The 25,414-nt window shown below is 68.4% G+C and carries 21 protein-coding genes; all 21 read left to right on the top strand.

Going from position 1 to position 25,414, the window contains the following annotated elements:
- Nucleotides 1–13: 13 nt before the first annotated feature.
- The gene (rplK, locus tag AB3X52_RS06785) at nt 14–442 is read left to right on the top strand and encodes a 50S ribosomal protein L11 (RefSeq protein WP_367992583.1); all 429 of its coding nucleotides are present in this window, start codon (nt 14–16) and stop codon (nt 440–442) included.
- Between the two features lie 59 nt (nt 443–501).
- Nucleotides 502–1,215, top strand: coding sequence for a 50S ribosomal protein L1 (gene rplA, locus AB3X52_RS06780; protein ID WP_367992581.1), 714 nt, complete (start codon nt 502–504; stop codon nt 1,213–1,215).
- Between the two features lie 247 nt (nt 1,216–1,462).
- Nucleotides 1,463–2,080, top strand: a complete 618-nt coding sequence (locus AB3X52_RS06775; RefSeq protein ID WP_367992579.1) for a DUF4232 domain-containing protein — start codon at nt 1,463–1,465, stop codon at nt 2,078–2,080.
- A gap of 279 nt (nt 2,081–2,359) precedes the next feature.
- Complete coding sequence (gene rplJ, locus AB3X52_RS06770; protein WP_367992577.1) at nt 2,360–3,013, top strand: 50S ribosomal protein L10; 654 nt, start codon at nt 2,360–2,362, stop codon at nt 3,011–3,013.
- An 87-nt stretch (nt 3,014–3,100) separates the two neighbouring features.
- Nucleotides 3,101–3,496, top strand: a complete 396-nt coding sequence (rplL, locus tag AB3X52_RS06765; RefSeq protein WP_367992575.1) for a 50S ribosomal protein L7/L12 — start codon at nt 3,101–3,103, stop codon at nt 3,494–3,496.
- Nucleotides 3,497–3,844: 348 nt separating this feature from the next.
- Complete coding sequence (locus AB3X52_RS06760; RefSeq protein ID WP_367992573.1) at nt 3,845–4,804, top strand: ABC transporter ATP-binding protein; 960 nt, start codon at nt 3,845–3,847, stop codon at nt 4,802–4,804.
- Complete coding sequence (locus tag AB3X52_RS06755) at nt 4,804–5,589, top strand: MlaE family ABC transporter permease (RefSeq protein ID WP_367992571.1); 786 nt, start codon at nt 4,804–4,806, stop codon at nt 5,587–5,589. Before AB3X52_RS06760 ends, AB3X52_RS06755 begins: the two co-directional genes overlap by 1 nt.
- 5 nt (nt 5,590–5,594) lie before the next feature.
- Nucleotides 5,595–6,422: an MlaE family ABC transporter permease gene (locus AB3X52_RS06750; protein WP_367992569.1), complete on the top strand. Its 828-nt coding sequence runs from the start codon at nt 5,595–5,597 to the stop codon at nt 6,420–6,422.
- Nucleotides 6,419–7,735: an MCE family protein gene (locus tag AB3X52_RS06745; protein ID WP_367992568.1), complete on the top strand. Its 1,317-nt coding sequence runs from the start codon at nt 6,419–6,421 to the stop codon at nt 7,733–7,735. The genes AB3X52_RS06750 and AB3X52_RS06745 overlap by 4 nt, the downstream gene beginning before the upstream one ends.
- Nucleotides 7,732–8,763, top strand: coding sequence for an MCE family protein (locus AB3X52_RS06740; protein WP_367992566.1), 1,032 nt, complete (start codon nt 7,732–7,734; stop codon nt 8,761–8,763). Before AB3X52_RS06745 ends, AB3X52_RS06740 begins: the two co-directional genes overlap by 4 nt.
- Nucleotides 8,760–9,725: an MCE family protein gene (locus AB3X52_RS06735; RefSeq protein WP_367992564.1), complete on the top strand. Its 966-nt coding sequence runs from the start codon at nt 8,760–8,762 to the stop codon at nt 9,723–9,725. Before AB3X52_RS06740 ends, AB3X52_RS06735 begins: the two co-directional genes overlap by 4 nt.
- On the top strand, nt 9,722–10,858 hold the full coding sequence (locus tag AB3X52_RS06730) for an MCE family protein (protein ID WP_367992562.1): 1,137 nt from the start codon (nt 9,722–9,724) through the stop codon (nt 10,856–10,858). The genes AB3X52_RS06735 and AB3X52_RS06730 overlap by 4 nt, the downstream gene beginning before the upstream one ends.
- Nucleotides 10,855–12,360, top strand: a complete 1,506-nt coding sequence (locus tag AB3X52_RS06725; RefSeq protein ID WP_367992560.1) for an MCE family protein — start codon at nt 10,855–10,857, stop codon at nt 12,358–12,360. Before AB3X52_RS06730 ends, AB3X52_RS06725 begins: the two co-directional genes overlap by 4 nt.
- On the top strand, nt 12,357–13,658 hold the full coding sequence (locus AB3X52_RS06720; protein ID WP_367992558.1) for an MCE family protein: 1,302 nt from the start codon (nt 12,357–12,359) through the stop codon (nt 13,656–13,658). Before AB3X52_RS06725 ends, AB3X52_RS06720 begins: the two co-directional genes overlap by 4 nt.
- Nucleotides 13,659–13,661: 3 nt before the next feature.
- Entirely contained in the window at nt 13,662–14,306 is a 645-nt protein-coding gene (locus tag AB3X52_RS06715) for a hypothetical protein (protein ID WP_367992556.1), read from the top strand.
- An 8-nt stretch (nt 14,307–14,314) separates the two neighbouring features.
- Complete coding sequence (locus AB3X52_RS06710) at nt 14,315–15,289, top strand: J domain-containing protein (RefSeq protein ID WP_367992554.1); 975 nt, start codon at nt 14,315–14,317, stop codon at nt 15,287–15,289.
- 266 nt (nt 15,290–15,555) lie between these two features.
- Entirely contained in the window at nt 15,556–19,029 is a 3,474-nt protein-coding gene (gene rpoB, locus AB3X52_RS06705) for a DNA-directed RNA polymerase subunit beta (RefSeq protein WP_367992552.1), read from the top strand.
- 114 nt (nt 19,030–19,143) lie between these two features.
- On the top strand, nt 19,144–23,022 hold the full coding sequence (locus AB3X52_RS06700) for a DNA-directed RNA polymerase subunit beta' (RefSeq protein ID WP_367992550.1): 3,879 nt from the start codon (nt 19,144–19,146) through the stop codon (nt 23,020–23,022).
- Between the two features lie 134 nt (nt 23,023–23,156).
- Nucleotides 23,157–23,663 (top strand): DUF4232 domain-containing protein, encoded by a 507-nt coding sequence (locus AB3X52_RS06695; RefSeq protein WP_367992548.1) that lies wholly within the window; start codon nt 23,157–23,159, stop codon nt 23,661–23,663.
- Nucleotides 23,664–23,696: 33 nt separating this feature from the next.
- The gene (locus tag AB3X52_RS06690) at nt 23,697–24,953 is read left to right on the top strand and encodes a geranylgeranyl reductase family protein (protein WP_367992546.1); all 1,257 of its coding nucleotides are present in this window, start codon (nt 23,697–23,699) and stop codon (nt 24,951–24,953) included.
- A partial coding sequence (locus AB3X52_RS06685) for an NUDIX hydrolase (RefSeq protein ID WP_367992544.1) occupies nt 24,953–25,414 on the top strand: 462 nt, incomplete at its 3' end. The genes AB3X52_RS06690 and AB3X52_RS06685, both read left to right, overlap by 1 nt.

The following is a 25,414-nucleotide window of genomic DNA, read 5'->3' as shown; positions in this document are numbered from 1 at the left end:
AAGAGAACAAGGAATGCCTCCGAAGAAGAAGATCGCAGCGCTCGTCAAGGTGCAGCTGCAGGCCGGCGCCGCGACCCCGGCTCCGCCGGTCGGTACGGCCCTCGGTCCGCACGGCGTCAACATCATGGAGTTCTGCAAGGCGTACAACGCCCAGACGGAGTCCATGCGCGGCAACGTGATCCCCGTCGAGATCACCATCTACGAGGACCGCACCTTCACCTTCATCACGAAGACCCCGCCGGCCGCTGAGCTGATCAAGAAGGCCGCGGGTCTGCAGAAGGGCTCCTCCGTCCCGCACAAGGACAAGGTCGGCAAGCTGACCAAGGACCAGGTGCGCGAGATCGCCCAGACCAAGATGCCCGACCTCAACGCGAACGACATCGAGGCGGCCATGAAGATCGTCGAGGGCACCGCCCGCTCGATGGGCGTCACCACTGACTGACCGTGGGAGGGCCGCGCTGGCCCGCTAACCACGACTTTCGAGAGAGAAGAGAAAGCATCATGCAGCGCAGCAAGACCTACCGCGCGGCTGCGGAGACGTTCGACAAGAACGCCCTCCACGCGCCGCTCGAGGCGATCAAGATCGCCAAGAACTCCAGCAAGAAGAAGTTCGACGAGACCGTGGACGTCGTCATGCGTCTCGGCGTCGACCCCCGCAAGGCCGACCAGATGGTCCGCGGCACGGTCAACCTGCCGCACGGCACCGGCAAGACCGCCCGCGTGCTCGTGTTCGCGCAGGGCGACAAGGCCGAGGCCGCTCGTGCCGCGGGCGCCGACTTCGTCGGCAGCGACGACCTCATCGAGAAGGTCGCCGGCGGCTGGCTCGACTTCGACGCCGTCGTTGCGACGCCGGACCTGATGGGCAAGGTCGGCCGACTCGGTCGCGTCCTCGGCCCGCGGTCGCTCATGCCGAACCCGAAGACCGGCACGGTCACCCCCGACCCGGCCAAGGCCGTCTCGGACATCAAGGGCGGCAAGATCGAGTTCCGCGTCGACCGCCACGCCAACCTGCACTTCATCATCGGCAAGGCCTCGTTCTCCGAGGTCCAGCTCGCGGAGAACTACGCCGCGGCGCTCGACGAGGTGCTGCGTCTCAAGCCGGCCAGCTCCAAGGGCCGCTACGTCAAGAAGGTCACCGTCTCGACGACCATGGGTCCCGGTGTCCAGGTCGACCCCAACCGCACCAAGAACGTCGCGGTCGAGGACGAGGCCTGAGCCTGGCTCACCCCTGAAGGCCCGTCGCCCCTGGTGGGTGGCGGGCCTTCGGCATGTCGTACGCCGCCGGCCGGCTCCGCGCGTGGTCACTTGTGGCAACCGCCGGTGCGTTCGCGGCGCCACCAGTGACCACTCGTGATGGGATGAGAGTGTGGACGGGAATGGACGTCGCCGCGTGGTGGTCGCACTGACCCTGGCGGCGCTCGCGCTGAGCGGGTGCGGAGCCACCTCAGAGGGGCCCGCCGCGATGCCAGCCCAGGAGCCGACCACCTCGCAGCCGCCGCTCAGCGCCGGGCCGCCGAGCGAGGCCGAGCTCCCTCCGGACTGGGACCAGCCGGGCGACGGCCCCTTGCCGACTGCGGATGCGAAGCTTGGCGACGCAGCTCTGAGGGCGCTGCTCAGGACCCGTGCCTCCGAGCCGGACGCCGCCGACCGGTGCGGGCCCGACGAGGCGAGCGCGCGTCTTGAGGGGTTCGACGCCGCGGCCGGCCATCGCTACACCGGCATCCGGGTCACCAACACCTCGTCGCGGCCGTGCACCGTGTCGGGGGTCCCGGGCATCGGTGCCAGGGGCGAGTGGGGGCACCGCTTCACCCTCACCGTCGAGCGCGGCGCCCCGAGTTCCGGTCACGCAGGTCCGGTGCGGCTGGCGCCCGGCGAGGAGGCCGTCTCCACACTCGAGTGGACCGGCGAGCTCGCTGGCCACGACGCCGAGCGCGCGTCGATGCTCGTTGTCCAACTTGCCGCCGCCCAGGTGCCCGTGAGGGTCCCCGCGCGGATCGAGGGCGACACCGTTCCCCTCGATGTCGGCATGCTCACGACGCTCCGGGTCGCCCCCTTCAAGCCGGCAGAGGACGGGCTGTGACCGTGGCCGGTGCGGTCCGCGCGGGCGTGTCCCCGTGCGAAGGCGCAGGCGGTGCCCGCGATTTGTCGGGGCGCCCAGTGCGCCCGCATACTTGTCAGCGAAACCAGAGACCGCCGGTCGTCAGGTGCGCACGCACTCGATCGAAGGTTCCGCCAGGAGGCGGACGCCAGCGTAGGTGAAGAGCACGAGACACGAATGTCCGACGCCCTGAGCCTGCGCTCGGGGCGTCTTCCTCTTCCAGGGCCCTTCCCGGTGGACTCGTAGTCCGGAAGGAGACCCATGGCGCGGGCAGACAAGCAGGCCGCCGTCGCGGAGATCACTGACGAGTTCAGTGCCGCGTCCGGTGCCGTGCTGACCGAGTACCGCGGTCTCACCGTCAAGGAGCTGAAGGACCTCCGACGCTCCCTCGGTGAGAACGCCAACTACGCCGTGGTCAAGAACACGCTCGCCAAGATCGCTGCCAAGAACGTCGGCATCGATGGCTTCGACGACCTCCTGACCGGCCCGACCGCCATCGCCTTCATCAAGGGCGATGTCGTCGAGGCCGCCAAGGGTCTGCGTGACTTTGCCAAGGCGAACCCGAACCTTGTCATCAAGGGCGGGGTCTACGAGGGCAAGGCTCTCGACGCTGCCGAGGTGGCCAAGCTGGCCGACCTCGAGTCGCGCGAGGTCCTCCTGGCCAAGCTGGCCGGCGCGATGACCGCGTCGCTCTCGCAGGCGCTCTACGTCTTCAACGCCCTCCCGAGCAAGGCGGCCCAACTGGCCGCGGCGCTGCAGGAGAAGGCCGCGAACGACCCCACGATCCTCGCAGGTGGTGCGGGCACGCCCGTCGCCGCCGAGGAGGCCCCGGCCGAGGCTGCTGCCGCGGACGAGGCCCCCGCTGACGAGGCGGCCGCGGCCGCCTCCGACGAGGGCGACTCCGCCGAGGCCTGAGGCTTCCTCAGCCCTTCGGCAACCACCACCTGAAACCCCGACCTGGGGCCACGACGGCCCGGGTCACCCGAGAAAGGACACGCCATCATGGCGAAGCTCACCACCGACGAGCTGCTCGACGCGTTCAAGGAGCTCACCCTCATCGAGCTCTCCGAGTTCGTGAAGGCCTTCGAGGACACCTTCGGCGTCACCGCCGCCGCTCCGGTCGCCGTCGCGGCTGCTCCCGCTGCCGGCGGTGCCGGTGCCGAGGGCGGCGCCGAGGCTGCCGCCCAGGACGAGTTCGACGTCATCCTCGAGGCTGCCGGCGACAAGAAGATCAACGTCATCAAGGAGGTGCGCGCGCTCACCTCCCTCGGCCTGAAGGAGGCCAAGGAGCTGGTCGAGGGCGCCCCGAAGCCGGTTCTCGAGAAGGTCGCGAAGGACGCTGCGGAGAAGGCCAAGGAGGCCCTCGAGGGCGCCGGCGCCACCGTCACCCTCAAGTGACCTCGTGCGGGGTCACGCCCCGCGCTCTGATCGGTCAGGCCGCGTAGCAGTACCGCGATCACACCGCCCGAGGGCGGCCACCTGTCACGGGTGGCCGCCCTCGGCCCATTTGCGAGCGGCGTACGACACACCCGGCGTACGCCGCCGGCACCGTCCCGCCATGGGGGCGGCCGCCCGGCGGGCGGCGGGACTTCTGTAGCGTCGGGCCCTCGCGTCGCGGCGTCCGCCGGGTTACCCGCGAGTGACGTCCGTCGCAACTGGCCCGTAACCTCGGTCACAGACCTCCGTTGTTACTGGTCAGTGAGGGATGGAGGGACCTCGCGACTCGAGGAAGGGAGCTGCCCTGTCATGGGTGTGGACATCGTGATCGACGGCTTGACGAAGAGCTTCGGCAAGCAACTGATCTGGGGCGACGTGACGTTGACCGTCCCGGCGGGAGAGATCTGCGTGATGCTGGGCCCCTCCGGGACCGGCAAGTCGGTGCTCCTGAAGACCTTGATCGGGCTCATCAAGCCCGATCGCGGCTCGGTCTTCATCGAGGGCGTCGACATCGCCAACTGCTCCGAGCGCGAGCTCTACGAGGTCCGCAAGCTCTTCGGCGTCCTCTTCCAGGACGGTGCGATGTTCGGGTCGATGAACCTCTTCGACAACGTGGCCTTCCCGCTGCGCGAGCACACGAAGAAGTCCGAGTCCGAGATCCGCAACATCGTCATGGAGAAGATGGACCTCGTCGGCTTGGTCGGCATGGAGGACAAGCTCCCCGGCGAGATCTCCGGTGGGATGCGCAAGCGCGCCGGCATCGCCCGCGGGCTCGTCCTCGACCCCGAGATCGTCCTCTTCGACGAGCCCGACTCCGGTCTCGACCCGGTGCGCGTGGCGTTCCTCAACCAGCTGATCGTCGACCTCAACGCGCAGATCGATGCGACCTTCCTCATCGTCACCCACGACATCAACAGCACCCGGACGGTGCCGGACAACATCGGACTGCTCTACCACAAGCACCTCGCGATGTTCGGTCCCCGCGAGATGCTGCTGAGCTCGGAGGAGCCGGTGGTGCGCCAGTTCCTCAACGCCCAGCGCGTGGGGCCGATCGGCATGTCCGAGGAGAAGGACGCCGACCAGCTCGCCGCGGAGAAGGACATGGACCTTCCGCCGCTGCCGCCGATCCCCCTCCAGCTCGAGCCGTCCAACGGCATCCCGCGGCGCAGCCAGCGGCCGCCGGGCGAGTGGTGCCGCGAGAACGGCGTGACCCCGCCGCCGGGCTCCTTCCAGCCTGACGCGATCCTCGCCGGCGGTGCCAGTCTCTGATGTCCGCGATCACCTCGGCGAAGGTGCTGAAGCCGATCGGGACGGCCGGCAGCCTCTTCGCGTTTGGTCTCGACGTGTTCCGAGGCATGTTCCGGCGGCCGTTCCAGCTGCGGGAGTTCATCCAGCAGGCGTGGTTCATCGCGTCGGTGACGATCGTGCCGACGGCGCTCGTCGCGATCCCGTTCGGTGCTGTCATCGCCCTCCAGGTCGGTGGCCTGATCAAGCAGTTCGGCGCCCAGTCGTTCGTCGGATCGGCGAGCGTCCTGGCCGTTGTGCGCGAGGCGGGCCCGATCGCGACCGCGCTGCTGGTCGCCGGGGCGGGCGGCTCCGCCATCGCCGCCGACCTCGGCGCCCGCAAGATCCGCGAGGAGCTCGACGCGATGATGGTGCTGGGCATCGACCCGATCCAGCGTCTCGTCGTGCCCCGGGTCCTGGCGGCCATGCTCGTCTCGGTCTTCCTCAACGGCCTGGTCAGTGTCGTCGGCGTGGCCGGCGGCTACGTCTTCAACGTGATCATGCAGCACGGCACGCCGGGCGCCTACCTCGCCAGCTTCACCGCCCTGGCCCAGATGGCCGACGTGTGGCAGGGCTTGGTCAAGGCGCTCGTCTTCGGCCTCATCGCGGCCATCGTGGCGGCCTACAAGGGCATGAACGCGGGCGGCGGCCCCAAGGGCGTGGGCGACGCGGTGAACGAGTCCGTCGTCATCACCTTCCTGCTGCTCTTCATCGTCAACTTCGTGATGACTGCCATCTACTTCCAGCTCGTCCCGAGCAAGACAGGATGACCGGAATGCCGAACCTCAAGGCGGTCTACGAGAAGCCCGCGAAGTCGCTCGACGAGCTCGGTGGTCAGCTCAGCTTCTACCTGCGCGCCCTCGCGTGGGCGCCGCGGACGCTGCGGCGCTACAAGAAGGAGATCCTGCGCATCCTCGCGGAGGTCACGCTGGGCTCCGGTGCCCTCGCCGTCATCGGCGGCACGGTCGGCGTCATCGTCGCGATGACGTTCTTCACCGGCACCGAGGTCGGTCTGCAGGGCTACGCCGCGCTCAACCAGCTCGGCACCTCGGCGTTCTCCGGCTTCGTGTCGGCCTACTTCAACACCCGCGAGATCGCGCCGCTGGTCTCCGGCATCGCCCTCGCCGCGACCGTCGGCTGTGGCTTCACCGCCCAGCTCGGCGCCATGCGGATCTCCGAGGAGGTCGACGCGCTCGAGGTCATGGCGATCCCGTCCTTGCCCTTCCTCGTGACCAGCCGGATCATCGGCGGCCTGGTCGCGATCGTGCCGCTCTACGTGCTGGGTCTGCTGTCGTCGTACGTCGCGACGCGGCTGACCGTCACCTGGGTCTACGGCCAGAGCACCGGCACCTACGACCACTACTTCAACGAGTTCCTGCCGCCGGGCGACGTGCTCTGGTCCTTCGGCAAGGTGCTCGTCTTCTCGGTGGTCGTGATCCTGATCCACTGCTACCACGGCTACAACGCCTCGGGCGGTCCGGCCGGTGTGGGCGTCGCGGTCGGCAAGGCCGTGCGGACCAGCATCGTGTCGGTCGCGGTCATCGACCTCTTCCTCTCGATGGCGATCTGGGGCACCTCGACGACGGTGAGGCTGGCCGGATGAGACTGCTCGGCAACCAGCGCTTCAAGGTCCTCGGCGTGGTCTTCCTCTGCCTCCTGCTGGTGGCGGTGTGGCTGACCTACGCCCTGTTCACGAAGAAGTTCAGCCACTACGACCGGATCACCCTCGAGACCGACCGGGTCGGGCTGCAGCTGCCCGATCGCGCGGACGTGAAGATCCGGGGTGTCCTGGTCGGCGAGGTGCTCGACATGAAGGCGACGGCGACGGGGGCGAAGCTCACCCTCGGCATCTACCCGAAGCAGCTCGACACCATTCCGGCCGACGTCACCGGAGCGATCCTCCCGAAGACGCTCTTCGGCGAGAAGTACGTCTCGCTCGTGGCGCCGAAGGCGAAGACCCAGAGCCACATCGAGCCCGGTGCGGTGATCGAGAAGACCCACGTCGCCATCGAGCTCGAGCAGGTGCTCAGCGACATCTACCCGCTGCTGCGCACGATCCAGCCGGCCGACCTCAACGCGACCCTCAACGCGGTCGCGACCGCGCTCGAGGGGCGGGGGGAGAAGCTCGGCAGCACGCTCGAGACGCTCGACACCTATCTCAAGAAGCTCAATCCGCAGGTCCCGCAGCTCGTCGCCGACCTCCGGATGGCGGCGAAGGTCTCCGACACCTATGACGCCGCGCTCCCGGAGATCTCCCAGATCCTGCGCAACAGCATCACGACGGCGACCACCCTCCAGGACCACTCCCAGCAGCTGCGGACGCTGCTGACCGACGTGACGTCGTTCTCCGACACGGCCAACCAGTTCCTGGCGCAGAACGGCGACAACCTCATCCAGCTCGGCCAGGTGACCGCGCCGGTGGTGAAGACGCTGGCGCGCTACTCGCCCGAGTTCCCGTGCCTCCTGGGCGGCATGGACAACCTGGCTGGTCGCGTGTCCGACGCCTTCCGCGACTACACCCTCCACATCACGCTCGAGACGCTCCCGCGTCAGCCGCGTGCCTACACCTCGAAGGACAAGCCGCGGTACGGCGACGACCGCGGTCCGGACTGCCTCCACCTGCCCAGCCCGCCCTGGAGCCAGAAGAACCCGCTCAAGGTGGTGCCCAACATCGACGACGGCGTCGACGAGCCGACCGGCAAGGGGACCGACCGCGCGGCGACGACCTACGCCGAGCCGACCGACGTCGACGGCAGCGCCGCCGGCGGCATGAGCTACGCGGGTACGCCGGCCGAGACCGCCATGCTGGACCAGCTGCTGGCGCCTGGGCTCGGCGTGTCGGCGGACCAGGTGCCTGACCTGGGCGCGCTCCTCATCGGTCCGTTGACCCGCGGCGCGAAGGTGGGACTGCAGTGAAGCTCCTCGACAAGAAGACCACCAGCGACCTGTGGAAGGTCGTCGTCTTCGCTGTGGTCACGACGCTCGCGACGGGCCTGCTCGTCATCACGATCGGCAACGTGTCCTTCGGGAGCTCGAAGGACTACAAGGCGCTGTTCTCCGACGCCACCGGCGTGAACCCGGGAGACGACGTCCGCATCGCCGGCGTCAAGGTCGGCACGGTCAAGAAGATCGAGATCGAGGACAGCCGGGCGCTCGTCACGTTCAGCGTCGACGCGGGGGAGCGGCTGGCCGCGAAGACCCACGCCACGATCCGCTACCGCAACCTGGTCGGTCAGCGCTATGTCGCGCTCACCGACGAGATGAGCGAGGGTGCGGCGCTCCACCCGGGGCAGACCATCCCGATCGGTCAGACCACGCCCGCGCTCGACCTGACCGTGCTGTTCAACGGGTTCAAGCCGCTGTTCCAAGCGCTGTCCCCCAACGACATCAACACACTGTCCTATGAGATCGTCCAGGTCTTCCAGGGCGAGGGCGGGACCCTCGACAGCCTGCTGGCCCACACCGCGTCGCTGACCGGCACCCTCGCCGACCGCGACCAGGTCATCAACCAGCTGATCGACAACCTCAACCAGGTGCTCGCCCACGTCGGCAAGCGCGACAAGCAGCTGTCGTCGCTGATCGTCACGTTCCGCAAGTTCGTGCACGGTCTCGCGGGGGACCGCAACGCGATCCTCGGCTCCCTCGACCAGATCTCCGACCTGTCGGTCCAGGCCGCTGACCTGGTCAATGGCATCCGCAACCCGTTCGTCGAGGACATCAAGCAACTCAAGACGTTCGCCGGACAGGTCAACGACGACAAGGCGCAACTCGACAAGGAGCTCCAGATCGAGCCGATCAAGCTCAACAAGATCGGTGGCACCGCGACCTATGGCTCGTGGTTCAACTTCTACCTGTGCGGCGTCAAGGGCAACGTGATCCTGCCGGGTGGGTCGAAGCTGCCGGTGAACTACAACGTCGGGTCTGCGAGGTGTCATCTGGGATGATTCCCTTCCGTCAGCGCAACCCCGTCAAGATCGGCGCGGTCTCCCTCATGGTGATCGCGCTGCTCATCGGGATCTCCTTCAAGGCCGACAGCCTCCCGCTGATCGGCGGCGGCACGACCTACTACGCCGACTTCTCCGAGGCCGGCGGGCTCAAGTCGGGCGACGAGGTCAGGATCGCCGGCGTCCGGGTCGGGAAGGTCTCCTCGATCGACCTCGACGGCGACCACGTGAAGGTGGCCTTCAAGGTCAAGACCGACGCGCCCTTCGGCGACAACACGGGCGCGACGATCAAGATCAAGACCCTGCTCGGCGCGATGTTCCTCGACCTGCAGCCGGCCGGTGACGGCCAGCTGGCCAAGGGAGCCACGATCCCCGTGAGCCGGACCCAGTCGCCGTACGACGTCGTCGACGCGTTCACCGGGCTGGCCGACACGGCCGGGAAGATCGACACCGACCAGCTCGCCAACGCCCTGACGACGTTGTCGGACCTGACCCGGTCGACGCCGGCGTCCTTCCGCAACGCGCTCAGCGGAGTCTCGCGGCTGTCGAAGAACCTCGCGTCGAAGGACCAGCGGATCAACACGCTGCTCAAGAACCTCGACACCGTAACGAGCACGCTCGACGCGCGTGACCAGGACATCGTCGGGCTGATGGGGGATGCCACCACCCTCTTCGACGCCCTGGTGAAGCGTCGGCAGGCGGTCCACAACCTGCTGGTCTCGACGACGACGCTCTCGAAGCAGCTCAACGGCCTGATCAACGACAGCCGCGCCGACCTGAAGCCGGCTCTGTCCAACCTCGACAGCGTGGTGAAGGTGCTCAACAAGAACGAGGACAACCTCGACCAGACGCTCCGCCTGGCCGGCCCGTTCTATCGCGTGTTCGCCAACGTGCTCGGCAACGGGCCGTGGTTCGACTCCTACATCCAGAACCTGCCTCCGATCCCGGCGGTGTCGCGATGAGCCTCAACAAGTGGGTCGCGCCCCTCGTGATCGCCGCCCTTGCGCTCGCCTCCGGCGTGTGGCTCCTGACCCGCGATGGTGGCGAGAAGGAGCTGGTCGCGCACTTCCCGCGGACCGTCTCCATCTATCAGGGCAGCGACGTCCGGGTGCTCGGCGTCCCGGTCGGCAAGGTCGACAAGGTGACGCCGGACGGCACCTCGGTCGTCGTCACGATGCACTACGACCGTGACGTGAAGGTGCCCGCCGACGCGAAGGCCGTCATCGTGGCCCCCTCGATCGTCGGTGACCGCTACGTGCAGCTCACGCCGGCGTACACCAAGGGCGCCGTGCTCGCCGACGGTGCCGTGCTCTCGACCGACCGTACGGCGGTGCCGCTCGAGCTCGATCAGATCTACGGCAGCCTCGACAACCTGCTCGTCGCGCTCGGCCCGACCGGCGCCAACAAGAACGGTGCGCTGACCGACCTGCTCAACCAGACCGCCCGCAACTTCGGCGGCCAGGGCACGAAGGTCAACCAGACGATCCATGACCTGAGCACGCTCACGAAGACGCTCGACGACAACAAGGGCCAGCTCTTCGGCTCGGCCCGCCAGCTGGAGTCGTTCGTGAAGACGCTGGCCGACAACGACACGACGGTGCGTCAGTTCACCACCTCGCTCGACAACGTCGCGACGATGCTGGCGGGTGAGCGCAGCGACCTGTCGACGGCGATGCACAACCTGTCGGTCGCGCTCGGCAACGTGACGAACTTCGTCAAGGACAACAAGACGCTGCTGCGCTCCAACATCAAGGGGCTCAACCGGGTGGCGAAGGTGCTGGTCAAGCAGCGCGACTCGCTCAGCGAGACCCTCCGCGTGGCCCCGCTGGCGCTCACCAACCTGGAGCAGACCTACAACCCCGACACCGGAACGCTCGACACCAACGCCAACCTGACGATGATCGCCCAGCAGATCACGTCCGACCCCTCGACGTTCCTGTGCGGGATCCTCGACCAGGCCGACAAGAGCGGCAAGGCGTGCAACTCGGTCAAGGGTCTGCTGCCGCGTGGCGTGCCCTTCGGCGCCGGCACCGGCTCGTCGTACGGCGTGCCGACCGACCCGTCGCTCGGCGGACTCGTGGAGGTGAAGAAGTGAAGCGCCTCGTGTCGCTGGTCGTGGTCCTGCTCGTCGGCTCGCTGACCCTCGGCGGCTGTGGGTTCTCCGTCTACAGCCTTCCGCTGCCCGGCGGCGCCGACACGGGCAAGGACCCGTTGACGGTCAAGGTTCAGTTCGCCGACGTCCTCGACCTCGTGCCGCAGTCGACCGTCAAGGTCGACGACGTCACGGTCGGCAAGGTGACCAAGGTCCAGCTCGACCACGGTGTCGCCGTGGTGACGCTGCAGCTGCGCAAGGACACCAAGCTGCCGTCCAACGCGCGCGCGGAGATCCAGCAGACGAGCCTGCTGGGGGAGAAGTACGTCGCCCTCTCCGCGCCGTCCGACCCGAGTCCCACACCATTGAAGGACCACGCGACCATCACGCTCGCCCACACCGGTCAGAACCCCGAGATCGAGGAGGTGCTCGGCGCGCTGAGCCTCATCCTCAACGGCGGCGGTGTCGCCCAGCTCAAGACGATCTCGACCGAGCTCAACAAGGCGCTCGGCGGTCGTGAGGACTCGGCGCGCTCGGTCCTCAACGAGGTCAACCAGCTGGCCACGAGCCTCGACGACAACAAGCAGGAGATCGTCCACGCGATCGAGTCGGTCAACAAGCTGTCGAAGTCGATCCACGGCCAGGAGAAGACGATCGACAAGACCCTCGACGAGCTGCCGGCGGCGCTGACGAGCATCAACTCCCAGCGCAAGGACCTCGTCACGATGCTCAAGGCGCTCGACAAGCTCGGCGACACCGGCGTGAGGGTCATCAACGCCTCGAAGACCAACACGATCCAGATCGTGCGCGACCTGCAGCCGGTGCTCACCGAGCTCACGAACGCGGGCGACCACTTCGTGAACTCGTTCAACACGCTGCTCACCTACCCGTTCGTGGACGCCGCGGTCGGCACGAACCCGCAGGTGGCGCGCAACCTCCACATGGGCGACTACGTCAACCTCGACATCACGCTCGACCTCGGCCTCGACTCGCTCAAGCAGCTGCCGGGCGCCGGGAGCGCGGTCTGCACCGTCAGCAGCGCGCTGACCAGCCAGATCAAGAACGCGAAGACCCCCAAGCAGCTCCAGCAGCTTCTCGACAAGCTGTCGGGCACGTTGGGCTCCGCGGCCTGCGGCGAGGTGAAGAAGCAGGTCGACGCCTGCCAGCAGGCGATCGAGTCGGCGCTCACCGGCGGCAACCCGTCGGCGACCGCCTGCCAGGACGTGCTTCCCAGCCTCACCAAGACGCTGCAGAGCTCGCTGAACGACCTGCTGGGCGGTGTGCTCGGCGGGGGGAGCGGGGGCTCCTCGAGCGGCGGCTCGGACGGCGGCCTGGTGGGTGGACTGCTCGGCGGCCTCCTCGGCGGCGCCGGACGTGCCCCGACCGACTATCGGCCCCAGCGCGTCAGCGTGGCGCAGCTGGACGCGGCGTACGACCCCACGCTGGTCCAGCTCCTGGTGCCGGGCATCGACGCCGGTGACGCGACGGAGGGAGGGAGCCGATGATCACCCGACGGACGAAGGTCCAGCTCATCATCTTCGTGCTCATCACGCTCGTCGGCGTGAGCTTCGTGGGCGCGCGCTACGCGAAGCTCGGGTCGCTGTTCTACAAGGACCACTACACGGTCGTCGCCCACCTGGCGCAGTCCGGCGGGATCTACCAGGGCGGCGAGGTCGACTACCGCGGGGTCCAGATCGGGAAGGTCGGCAAGCTCGCCCTCTCCCAGGACGGCGTCGACGTCTACCTCGACATCGCCAACAAGTGGGACTCGATCCCGGCGGACACGCTCGCGGTGGTCGGCAACCGATCGGCCGTGGGGGAGCAGTACGTCGAGCTGCAGCCGCAGACCGACAAGGGGCCCTACCTCGCCGACAACTCCCAGATCGCCCAGCGCGACACCAGCACGCCGCTCCCGACCGAGAAGCTGCTCGGTGACGCGGCGCGGACGGTGTCCTCGGTCAACAAGAAGTCGCTGACCGTGACGATCGACGAGCTCGGCAAGGCGCTCCAGGGCACCGGCGACGACCTCGGACAGATCCTCGACACCGGCACGTCGTTCATCCAGACCGCCAACGACAACTTCGACGTGACCACGGCGCTGCTGCGCGACAGCAACACGGTGCTGCGGACCCAGGTCGACAGCGAGTCCGCGATCAAGAGCTTCAGCAAGAACCTCGCGCTCTTCAGCGGGACCCTCGCCGGCTCCAACGACGACCTGGTCTCGCTCATCCGCAACGGTGCGGCGGGGGCGACCGAGCTCCGCACGTTCCTCGACGAGAACAAGGTCGACCTCAGCGAGCTGCTCTCCGAGGTCGTCACGACCGGCAAGATCCTGCGGCAGAACCTCCCCGGCCTCCGCGAGGTCCTCGTCGTCTACCCCTACGTCGTCGAAGGCGGCTTCACGGTGGTCGACCGCAACAGCGACGACGGGCACTACAACGCCCACTTCGGCCTGATCCTCAACACGCAGCAGGTCTGTCACAAGGGCTACGAGAGCACCAACACGCGGCCGCCGCAGGACACCGCGGACCGTGACTTCAATACGAATGCCCATTGCGCCGAGCCGGCGTCGCAGAGCAACGCCCGAGGCGCCCAGAACGCTCCGCGCGCCGGTGCCTCCTACCGCGCGCCGGTCGTGGCGTCCTACGACGAGGCGACCGGGAAGGTCACCTGGGGCGACGACGGCTATGCCGATGCCAGCGGCCTCGACAGCGGGGCGACCGGGGCCGGCTCGGCGGCGCCTGCCACCCTGGGGAGCGACAGCTGGAAGTGGCTCTACCTCGAACCTCTGACTGGGAAGTGATCCATGCCCACCGCAACCGATCCGAGCGACCTGAGCGGTGCCGGGACGACCGAGAAGACCTCGCGGCCGGGGGTCTCGCCGGCGTCGGCCGGGCTGCGTTGGGGGACGCTCGCCGTCCTCGTGGCGGTGCTGTGCGCCTCGGCGGGGGTCCTCGGGTGGCGTCTCACCCGCGGTGACGACCAGGACTCCTCGCTCGTCTCAAGCCGCGAGAGCGCGATGGCGCTCGCGAGCCGGTTCATGGTCACGGTCAACACCTACGGCCCGCAGATGCTCGGCAAGGACGGCAAGACGATGCCGTCCTACCGAACGGCCGTGGAGAAGATGCTGACGGCGAAGTTCACCACCCAGTTCGAGCAGGGCGTCGTCTACGCCGAGGCGACCGTGGCCGGCAACAAGATCGGCCGCACGGCCAAGGTCTACCAGACCGGCGTCGCGGCGATCGACGACGACACCGCCACCGTGCTGGTGGCCGGCCAGATCAGCGTGACGGTCCCGAAGAAGGGCACCACGAAGCGCACGGTCGCCGGGCGCGAGCTCTTCCGGGTCGACGTCGATCTCGTGAAGACCCACGGCGCCTGGAAGGTCGACAACTGGGCCTCGGCCGAGCCCGCCTCCACTGGGACGGGCTCGTCGGGGGTGGCACAGTGACCTCCACGATGATGACTCCGACCTGGTACGACCTCCTCGACGTCGAGCCCACGGCCTCGACCGACGAGATCCGCGCTGCCTGGAAGGCGGCCGTCGCCGACCTCGACCCCACCGACCGGCGCTTCCGCACGCTGAGCGAGGCCGCCTCGGTGCTGCTCGACGAGAAGAAGCGCGCCGCGTACGACGGTGAGCTGGCCACCCGCGAGGCGGAGGCCGCCGAGGCAGCGGAGCCCGAGGAGTCCGACGAGTCGGACGCGGCGGAGAGCCTCGCCACCTCGACCGAGCCTGTCGCGGCCGAGGACGCCGTGCCAGGCAGCGACGCTCACCAGGCGCCCACCGACGAACCGGCGGACGGCACGAGCGACCGAGGGGAGACCCGGCAGGCCGGCGTACGCTCGGCGCCGCCGTTCTGGGTCCTGGCCGCCGTCGGCGTGGTGGCCGTCGCCGCCGCCGTGGCCGCGGTGATCGTGCTCGTCAGCGGTGGATCCTCGGAGACGAAGGTGATCACCGCGGAGAACAAGAACACCACCACGAGCACCCTCGACGGCAGCTACGGCAAGCCGCTGACCCACGACCACGTGACCCTCGTCGAGGAGCACGCCGCGGCCGCGCTTCAGGCGGCGAAGGCGGCGGTCGTGCCGATCCTGTCCTACGACTACCGCCACCTGGCGAAGGACGAGCAGCGTGCGCACGCCTACATGACGTCGTCGTACCGGAAGAAGAGCTACGACCCGCTGTTCGCCGAGATCAAGAACAACGCTCCGCACCTCAAGACCGTGGTCACCACGAACCCGCCCGTGGACGCCGGCATCGTCCGGGTCTCGAAGGACCGGGTGCAGGTGCTGGTCTTCGTCGACCGGCCGACGACGAACGCGAAGACCTCGAAGCCGATCGCCTACCAGAACTACGTCACCTTGACGATGGTCGACGAGGGCGGCCGGTGGCTGGTCGACAACATGGAGACGTCCGCGGCAGGGGAGTGACAGACGACGCCGTGGAGTCGGCGAGGGCGGGGGAATCGCCCTCCGGATTCACCGGATGTGCTTGACCTGAGGACCCGGACGGCGCATCATCGTCGGCGACGAACGTCGCCCACCGATGTCGACCGGGCTTCCGGTGTTGAGCCGCGCCGTCTTCTCGGGTAGTGTTGCGCTTTGCGCATGCCCTCAGATGCCCGTCTGCCTGCCCGGTGGCGGATGGAGTGGGGGGCAGTGCTATTCCACCTGCGAACCTCGTCGAAGGATTCCTCTTGGCCGCGCGCAGCACCTCCTCGGGTTCTCACAACCCTCGCCGCATCTCTTTCGCAAAGATCCAGGAGCCTCTCGAGCTCCCTCAGCTCCTCGCTCTCCAGACCGACAGCTTCGATTGGCTGGTCGGCAACGAGCGCTGGCAGGAGCACGTCCAGTCCCGCCTCGACGCGGGTGAGGACGTCAGCACCAAGTCCGGCCTCGAGGAGATCTTCGAGGAGATCTCCCCGATCGAGGACTTCTCCGAGACGATGTCCCTCTCGTTCGAGAACCCCGTGTTCTACGACCCGAAGTACACCGTCGAGGAGTGCAAGGTGAAGGACTTCACCTACTCCGCGCCGCTCTACGTCTCCGCCGAGTTCACCAACAACGACACCGGTGAGATCAAGGGCCAGACGGTCTTCATGGGCGACTTCCCGCTCATGACCGACAAGGGCACCTTCGTCATCAACGGCACCGAGCGTGTCGTCGTCTCGCAGCTCGTCCGCTCGCCGGGCGTCTACTTCGAGCGCACCGCCGACAAGACGTCCGACAAGGACATCTACACCGCCAAGCTGATCCCGAGCCGAGGTGCCTGGCTCGAGTTCGAGATCGACAAGCGGGACCTGGTCGGTGTCCGCCTCGACCGCAAGCGCAAGCAGAACGTCACGGTTCTCCTCAAGGCCCTCGGCTGGACCAACGAGCAGATCCGCGAGGAGTTCGGCGAGTACGAGTCGATGATGCTGACCCTCGAGAAGGACAGCGTCGCCGACCAGGACGCCGCGCTGCTCGACATCTACCGCAAGCTGCGTCCGGGCGAGCCGCCGACGCGCGAGGCCGCGCAGACGCTGCTCAACAACTACTACTTCAACCCGAAGCGCTACGACCTCGCCAAGGTCGGCCGCTACAAGGTCAACAAGAAGCTCGGCCTGACCGAGGCCTTCGACCAGCAGACGCTGACCGTCGACGACATCGTGGCCGCGATCAAGTACGTCGTGGCGCTCCACGACGGCCGCACGCAGCTGGAGATGCCGGCCGGTCCGACCGACGTCCTGGCCGACGACATCGACCACTTCGGCAACCGTCGCATGCGCACGGTCGGCGAGCTGATCCAGAACCAGCTCCGCACCGGCCTCGCCCGCATGGAGCGCGTCGTCCGTGAGCGGATGACCACGCAGGACGTCGAGGCGATCACGCCGCAGTCCCTGATCAACATCCGCCCGGTCGTTGCGGCGCTGAAGGAGTTCTTCGGGACCTCGCAGCTCTCGCAGTTCATGGACCAGAACAACCCGCTCGCGGGCCTGACGCACAAGCGTCGTCTCTCGGCCCTCGGCCCGGGTGGTCTCTCCCGTGACCGCGCCGGCATGGAGGTCCGCGACGTCCACCCGTCGCACTACGGCCGCATGTGTCCGATCGAGACCCCTGAGGGTCCCAACATCGGTCTGATCGGCTCGCTCGCCTCCTTCGGTCGGATCAACCCGTTCGGCTTCGTCGAGACGCCGTACCGCAAGGTTGTCGACGGCCGGGTCACCGACGAGATCGACTACCTCACCGCCGACGACGAGGACCGCTACGTCATCGCCCAGGCCAACGCGCAGCTCGACGACGAGGGTCGCTTCGTCAACGAGCGCGTCCTGGTCCGCCAGCGCGACGGTGAGGTCGCCGAGATCCTCGCGAACGAGATCGACTACATGGACGTCTCGCCGCGCCAGATGGTCTCGGTCGCGACCGCGCTCATCCCGTTCCTCGAGCACGACGACGCCAACCGCGCGCTGATGGGCGCCAACATGCAGCGCCAGGCCGTTCCGCTGGTCCGCAGCGACAGCCCCCTCGTGGGCACCGGCATCGAGTACCGCGCAGCGGTCGACGCCGGTGACGTGCTGGTGGCGAGCAAGGCGGGTGTCGTCAAGGAGGTCTCGGCCGACCTGATCGAGACCCTCAACGACGACGGCACGTACACGACGTACCGCCTCGAGAAGTTCCAGCGCTCCAACCAGGGCAACTGCGTCAACCAGCACCCGCTGGTCGACGAGGGCGACCGCGTCGAGGTCGGCACCCCGCTGGCCGACGGCCCGGCGACCCAGGGTGCCGAGATGGCGCTGGGTGCCAACCTGCTGGTCGCCTTCCAGTCGTGGCAGGGCCACAACTACGAGGACGCGATCATCCTCAGCCAGCGTCTGGTGCAGCAGGATTACCTCACCTCGATCCACATCGAGGAGCACGAGGTCGACGCCCGCGACACCAAGCTGGGCCCCGAGGAGATCACCCGGGACATCCCGAACGTCTCCGAGGAGATGCTGGCCGACCTCGACGAGCGCGGCATCATCCGCATCGGTGCCGAGGTCACGACCGGGGACATCCTGGTCGGCAAGGTCACCCCGAAGGGCGAGACCGAGCTCACCCCCGAGGAGCGCCTGCTCCGGGCGATCTTCGGTGAGAAGGCGCGCGAGGTCCGCGACACCTCGATGAAGGTGCCGCACGGCGAGGAGGGCACCGTCATCGGTGTCCGCGTCTTCGACCGCGAGGAGGGCGACGAGCTCCCGCCGGGTGTCAACCAGCTGGTGCGCGTCTACGTCGCGCAGAAGCGCAAGATCTCCGTGGGTGACAAGCTCGCCGGCCGCCACGGCAACAAGGGCGTCATCGCGAAGATCCTGCCCGTCGAGGACATGCCGTTCATGGAGGACGGCACCCCGGTCGACGTCCTGCTCAACCCGCTCGGTGTTCCGCGTCGTATGAACATCGGCCAGGTCCTCGAGCTCCACCTCGGCTGGCTCGCCCAGCAGGGTTGGGACCTCAACCTGTCCGGCGATCCCGACGACGCCGAGTGGAAGCAGCGCCTGATCAAGATCCACGCCGACAAGGCGGAGCCGGGCACCAAGGTGGCCACCCCGGTCTTCGACGGTGCGCGCGAGGACGAGATCACCGGCCTGCTCAGCGCGACGCTGCCCAACCGCGACGGCATGCGCGTGGTCGGCACCGACGGCAAGGCCCGGCTCTTCGACGGCCGCTCCGGCGAGCCGTTCCCGGAGCCGGTCGCGGTCGGCTACATGTACATCCTCAAGCTCCACCACCTGGTGGACGACAAGATCCACGCGCGCAGCACCGGCCCTTACTCCATGATCACGCAGCAGCCGCTGGGCGGTAAGGCCCAGTTCGGTGGCCAGCGGTTCGGCGAGATGGAGGTCTGGGCGATGGAGGCGTACGGCGCCGCCTACGCCCTCCAGGAGCTGCTCACGATCAAGTCGGACGACGTCCCGGGCCGCGTGAAGGTCTACGAGGCGATCGTCAAGGGCGAGAACATCCCCGACTCGGGCATCCCGGAGTCGTTCAAGGTCCTCGTCAAGGAGATGCAGTCGCTGTGCCTCAACGTCGAGGTCCTGAGCCAGGACGGCACGTCGATCGAGCTGCGTGACGCGGAGGAGGACGTCTTCCGCGCCGCCGAGGAGCTCGGCATCGACCTGTCGCGCCGCGAGCCCAGCACGGTCGAAGAAGTCTGAGGTGACGCCGTCGCCGTGCTCCGGGAGGTCGTCCAGCGACCTCCCGGAGCACGGGGCGGGCCCTCGGTCAACACAGTCTTTGCTCTACAGAACTAACGAAGGACAACAGCCATCGTGCTTGATGTGAACTTCTTCGACCAGCTGAAGATCGGCCTGGCCACTGCGGAGGACATCCGCGCCTGGAGCCACGGCGAGGTCAAGAAGCCGGAGACCATCAACTACCGCACGCTCAAGCCGGAGCGTGACGGCCTCTTCTGCGAGAAGATCTTCGGTCCCACCCGGGACTGGGAGTGCTACTGCGGCAAGTACAAGCGCGTCCGCTTCAAGGGCATCATCTGCGAGCGCTGCGGCGTCGAGGTGACGCGCTCGAAGGTGCGTCGTGAGCGCATGGGCCACATCGAGCTCGCCGCTCCCGTGACCCACATCTGGTACTTCAAGGGCGTCCCGTCGCGCCTGGGCTACCTGCTCGACCTCGCGCCGAAGGACCTCGAGAAGGTCATCTACTTCGCGGCCTACATGATCACCTACGTCGACGAGGACGCGCGTCACCGCGACCTGTCCTCGCTCGAGGCCAAGGTCGACCAGCAGCGCAAGATGCTGACCGGCCGCCTCGACGTCGCGGTCAACGACCGCGCCGCCAAGCTGGAGGCCGACCTGGCCGCGCTCGAGGCGGAGGGCGCCAAGGCCGACGCCAAGCGCAAGGTCAAGGACGGCGCGGAGCGCGAGATGAAGCAGCTCCGTGACCGCACCGAGCGTGAGGTCTCGCGCCTCGACGAGGTGTGGGAGACGTTCAAGAACCTCAAGGTCCAGGACCTCATGGGTGACGAGCTCCTCTACCGCGAGATGAAGAACTGGTTCGGGAAGTACTTCGAGGGCCACATGGGCGCCACGGCGATCCAGAAGCGCCTCGAGACCTTCGACATCGACGCCGAGGTCGACAACCTGCGCGACACCATCGCCAACGGCAAGGGTCAGCGCAAGGTCCGCGCGCTCAAGCGCCTCAAGGTCGTCGACGCCTTCCGCAAGACCGGCAACAAGCCGGTCGGCATGGTGCTCGACGCCGTCCCGGTCATCCCGCCGGACCTGCGTCCGATGGTCCAACTCGACGGTGGCCGTTTCGCGACCTCCGACCTCAACGACCTGTACCGCCGCGTCATCAACCGCAACAACCGCCTCAAGAGGCTCCTCGACCTCGGCGCGCCCGAGATCATCGTCAACAACGAGAAGCGGATGCTGCAGGAGGCCGTCGACTCGCTCTTCGACAACGGCCGTCGCGGTCGCCCGGTCACCGGGCCGGGCAACCGGCCGCTGAAGTCGCTGTCCGACATGCTCAAGGGCAAGCAGGGTCGCTTCCGTCAGAACCTGCTCGGCAAGCGCGTCGACTACTCGGGCCGGTCCGTCATCGTGTCGGGTCCGCAGCTGAAGCTGCACCAGTGCGGTCTGCCGAAGCAGATGGCGCTGGAGCTCTTCAAGCCGTTCGTGATGAAGCGGCTGGTCGACCTGAGCCACGCGCAGAACATCAAGTCCGCGAAGCGGATGGTGGAGCGCGCCCGACCGGTCGTGTGGGACGTCCTCGAAGAGGTCATCACCGAGCACCCGGTCCTGCTCAACCGCGCGCCGACCCTGCACCGCCTCGGCATCCAGGCGTTCGAGCCGCAGCTGATCGAGGGCAAGGCCATCCAGCTGCACCCGCTCGTCTGCACCGCCTTCAACGCGGACTTCGACGGCGACCAGATGGCGGTCCACCTGCCGCTGTCGGCGGAGGCGCAGGCCGAGGCCCGCGTCCTGATGCTCTCGACCAACAACATCCTCAAGCCGTCGGACGGTCGTCCGGTGACCATGCCGACCCAGGACATGATCATCGGTCTGTTCTTCCTGACCTCCGACCGCGACGAGCAGCCGGGTGAGGGGCGCGCCTTCTCGTCGCCGGCCGAGGCGATCATGGCGTTCGACCACGGCGAGATCACGCTGCAGTCGAAGATCAGGATCAGGCTCGACGACATCGTCCCGCCGCTCGGGCTCGCCCTCCCCGAGGGCTGGACCGAGGGCGACGCGATCGTGCTCGAGACGACGCTCGGCCGGGTGGTCTTCAACGACACCCTGCCCGCGGACTACCCGTTCGTGAACTACGAGGTCGGCAAGAAGCAGCTCGGCGCGATCATCAACGACCTGGCCGAGCGCTACACCAAGGTCGAGGTCGCGGCGTCGCTGGACGCGCTCAAGGACAACGGCTTCCACTGGGCCACGCGCTCGGGCGTCACCGTCTCCATCGACGACGTGACCACGCCGCCGGACAAGGCCGAGATCCTGGCCGAGTTCGAGAAGCAGGCCGAGAAGGTCCAGAAGCAGTTCGAGCGCGGTCTCGTCACCGACGAGGAGCGCCGTCAGGAGCTCGTCGAGATCTGGACCGAGGCGGCCAAGAAGGTCGGTGAGGCCATGGAGAAGGCCTTCGACCGCAAGAACCCGATCTTCATGCAGGTCACCTCGGGTGCGTCGGGCAACTTCAACCAGATCCGCCAGGTCGGCGCCATGCGTGGTCTGGTGGCGAACCCGAAGGGCGAGATCATCCCGCGGCCGATCAAGTCGAACTTCCGCGAGGGTCTCTCCGTGCTCGAGTACTTCATCTCGACGCACGGTGCCCGCAAGGGTCTGGCCGACACCGCGCTCCGTACGGCGGACTCGGGCTACCTCACCCGTCGTCTGGTCGACGTGTCGCAGGACGTCATCATCCGTGAGGACGACTGCGGCACCGAGCGCGGCCTGCCGAAGACCATCGGTCGCGTGGACCCCGACGGCACCGTCGTCAAGGACGAGAACGCCGAGACCGCGGCGTACGCCCGGGCCGCGGCGGAGGAGATCCTCCACCCGCAGACCGGCGAGGTCCTCGCCGGCGCCGGTGAGGACCTGGGCGACGTGAAGATCAACGAGCTCGTCGCCGCGGGCATCACCGAGGTCAAGGTCCGCTCGGTCCTCACCTGCGAGGCCCGCACCGGCACCTGCGCGAAGTGCTACGGCCGCTCCCTGGCGACCGGCAAGCTCGTCGACATCGGCGAGGCGGTCGGCATCATCGCCGCCCAGTCGATCGGTGAGCCCGGCACGCAGCTGACGATGCGTACCTTCCACACCGGTGGTGTGGCGTCGGCCGACGACATCACGCAGGGTCTGCCCCGCGTCGTCGAGCTGTTCGAGGCGCGTACGCCGAAGGGTGTCACTCCGATCAGCGAGGTCGCCGGCCGGATCGAGATCGAGGAGACCGACAAGGCCCGCAAGGTCCTGGTCACCCCCGACGACGGTTCGGACGTCCAGGAGTACGTCGTGTCGCGCCGTAGCCGCCTCCGGGTGGCCGACGGCGACCACATCGAGGTCGGCCAGCCGCTCACGGTCGGTACCCCCGACCCGAAGGAGGTCCTCCGCATCCTCGGTGTCCGGCGCACGCAGCAGCACCTCGTGGACGAGGTCCAGGCGGTGTACCGCAGCCAGGGGGTGTCGATCCACGACAAGCACATCGAGATCATCGTGCGGCAGATGCTGCGCCGGATCACGGTGCTCGAGTCGGGTGACACCAACCTGCTGCCGTCCGACCTGGTCGACCGGACCGACTTCGAGGCGGAGAACCGCCGCGTGGTCTCCGAGGGCGGTCGCCCGGCCTCGGGTCGTCCCGAGCTGATGGGCATCACCAAGGCCTCGCTGGCCACGGAGTCCTGGCTGTCGGCGGCCTCCTTCCAGGAGACCACCCGCGTCCTCACCGACGCCGCCATCAACGGCCGCTCGGACTCGCTGCGCGGTCTGAAGGAGAACGTGATCATCGGCAAGCTGATCCCGGCGGGTACCGGCCTCGAGCGGTACCGCAACATCCGGGTGGAGCCCACCGAGGAGGCCCGCGCGGCGGCGTACGCCGTCACGGGCTACGACTCCTATGACTATGAGTTCGGTGCCAACGGCGGCCAGGCCGTCGCGCTGGACGACTTCGACTTCGGTTCCTATCAGAACTGAGTCCTGACAGCAGGCCCCCGTCACCGACGTCGGTGACGGGGGCCTGCTGCGTCTCGGCAACCTCCCACACGGTTCTCGCGTCCCAGCAAGCGTGGGGCAACGCGGCCCCACGTGGATGCGAGGGAGCGAACCTGATGAGGTACGCACACACGGCCGCCGCAGCGGTGGCCCTCGGCACGATCGGCGCCGGTCTCGTCGGCGTCACCGCTGCGCAGGCGAGCGACACCCCGGCCTGCGGCAACACCGACCTGAAGGCGAGCTACCGCTACAGCGACGCGGGTGCCGGCCACCGCTACGGGTGGATCGTGCTCACGAACGTCTCGGGGCACGCCTGCCGGACGGGCGGCTTCGGCGGTCTGTCGTACGTCGGCAAGGGGAACGGCACCCAGATCGGAGCAGCCGCGGACCGGATCGGGAAGGCCTACACGCTCGTCGTCAAGCCCCAGAAGACGATCCGCAGCGCCGTGGATGAGGTGGTGGCGGCGAACTTCCCGAAGAAGGCGTGCACGCCGACCCATGTCGACGGCTTCCGCGTCTACGTCCCGAACGCGACGAAGTCGCAGTACGTCGTGCATCCGACCACCGGGTGCGCCAAGGCGAAGGTCCACCTGCTGTCGCACCACTCCTACCGGCACCCGTGACCGGCCCCGGCGGGCGGCCGGTAGCCTTCCCGCATGACCGCCACGCTGCCCGCCGCGACCGACGTGCTGGTCGTGGGCGCCGGGCCCGCCGGCTCCGCGGCCGCCGCCTGGCTGGCGCGGTCGGGGGTCGACGTACTCCTGACGGACGCGGCGACGTTCCCGCGGGACAAGACCTGCGGCGACGGCCTCACCCCACGAGCGATCGGTGAGCTGCTCGGCCTCGGCCTCGAGGACTGGCTCCGGGCCCATACCGTCAACCACGGCCTGCGGGCCCACGGCTTCCAGCAGACCCTCGAGCTGCGCTGGCCGGGCGGCACCCTGCCCGACTGGGGGTCGGCGGTGCCGCGCACCGAGCTCGACGACCACCTCCGGACGGTCGCGATCAAGAGCGGCGCTCGCGCCGTCGACGGCGTGCGCGCCCTCGGGGTGCGGCGTGACGGTGGCCGGGTCGCCGCGGTGATCTTCGCGGTCCCGTCGGCCGGGGGAGCGGACGAGACTGTCGAGGTCCGCTGCGAGAGGCTCGTGGTCGCCGACGGCGTCCGCTCACCCCTCGGCAAGGCGCTCGGTCGGGAATGGCACCGCGACACGGTCTATGGCGTCGCCGGCCGGTCCTACGTCGCCTCGCGCAGGTCCGACGACCCGTGGATCAGCAGCCACCTGGAGCTGCGTGACCAGAGCGGTGCGGCGCTGGCCGGCTACGGCTGGATCTTCCCGCTCGGCAACGGTGAGGTGAACCTCGGCGCGGGCACGCTTGCGACGGCGAAGCGGCCGGCAGCGGTGGCGATCAAGCCGCTCATGCGGCACTACGCCGAGCAGTGTCGCGAGTCCTTCGAGCTCGACGGCGAGCTGCGTGCCCAGGCCTCGGCGCTGCTGCCGATGGGCGGCGCCGTCTCGGGCGTGGCCGGGCCCAACTGGGCGCTCATCGGGGACGCCGCGGCCTGCGTCAACCCGCTCAACGGCGAGGGCATCGACTACGGGCTCGAGACCGGCCGGATGGTCGCGGAGATGCTGGCCGAGCGTGACGACCTCGCGACGTCGTGGCCGGCGCTGCTGCGCCACCACTACGGCGAGGCGTTCTCGATCGCTCGCCGCCTCGCCGGGATCGCGACGGTGCCCCGCCTCGTCCCGGCGCTCGGCCCCGCCGGCATGCGGTCCGACCGGCTCATGACACTGGCACTGCGGTGGATGGGCAACCTGGTCACCGACGACGACCGCGACCGCTCGGCGCGGCTGTGGCGCTGGGCCGGGCGTCGCTCGATCGCCCTCGACCACCGGCCCCCGTTCAGCTGATGGCCGGTCGGGCTCCCGGGCGCCGACGGCGGCTGCCCGAGGTGCAGCGGGTGGGGGCCTACGCCGTGATCCTGCGCGGCGAGGGCGAGCGGACGAGCATCCTGCTCAGCCGCCTCGCCGAGTCCGTCACGTCCGACCAGCTCTGGACGCTTCCCGGCGGCGGACTCGACCACGGGGAGGATCCGCGCGACGCGGTCGTGCGCGAGGTCTACGAGGAGACCGGGCTGCCCGTGACGGTCGGCGAGACCGCCCGTGTCTACTCCGTCCATCAGGCGCGCGCCTGGCGGTTCGGCCGGCGCGTCGACGCCCACAGCCTCCGCATCGTGTACGACGGCTGGGTGCCGCACGACGCGCCCGACCCGCACACGACGGAGATCGGCGGGTCGACCGCGGAGGCCGCCTGGATCCTCCTCGACGACGTCGTCGCGGGCTGTGTGCCCACGGTCACGCTGGTTCGGGAG

The sequence above is a fragment of the Nocardioides eburneus genome (genome assembly GCF_040838215.1).
Taxonomy (GTDB): Bacteria; Actinomycetota; Actinomycetes; order Propionibacteriales; family Nocardioidaceae; genus Nocardioides; species Nocardioides eburneus.
This window is presented reverse-complemented; position numbering and strand designations above follow the sequence as displayed.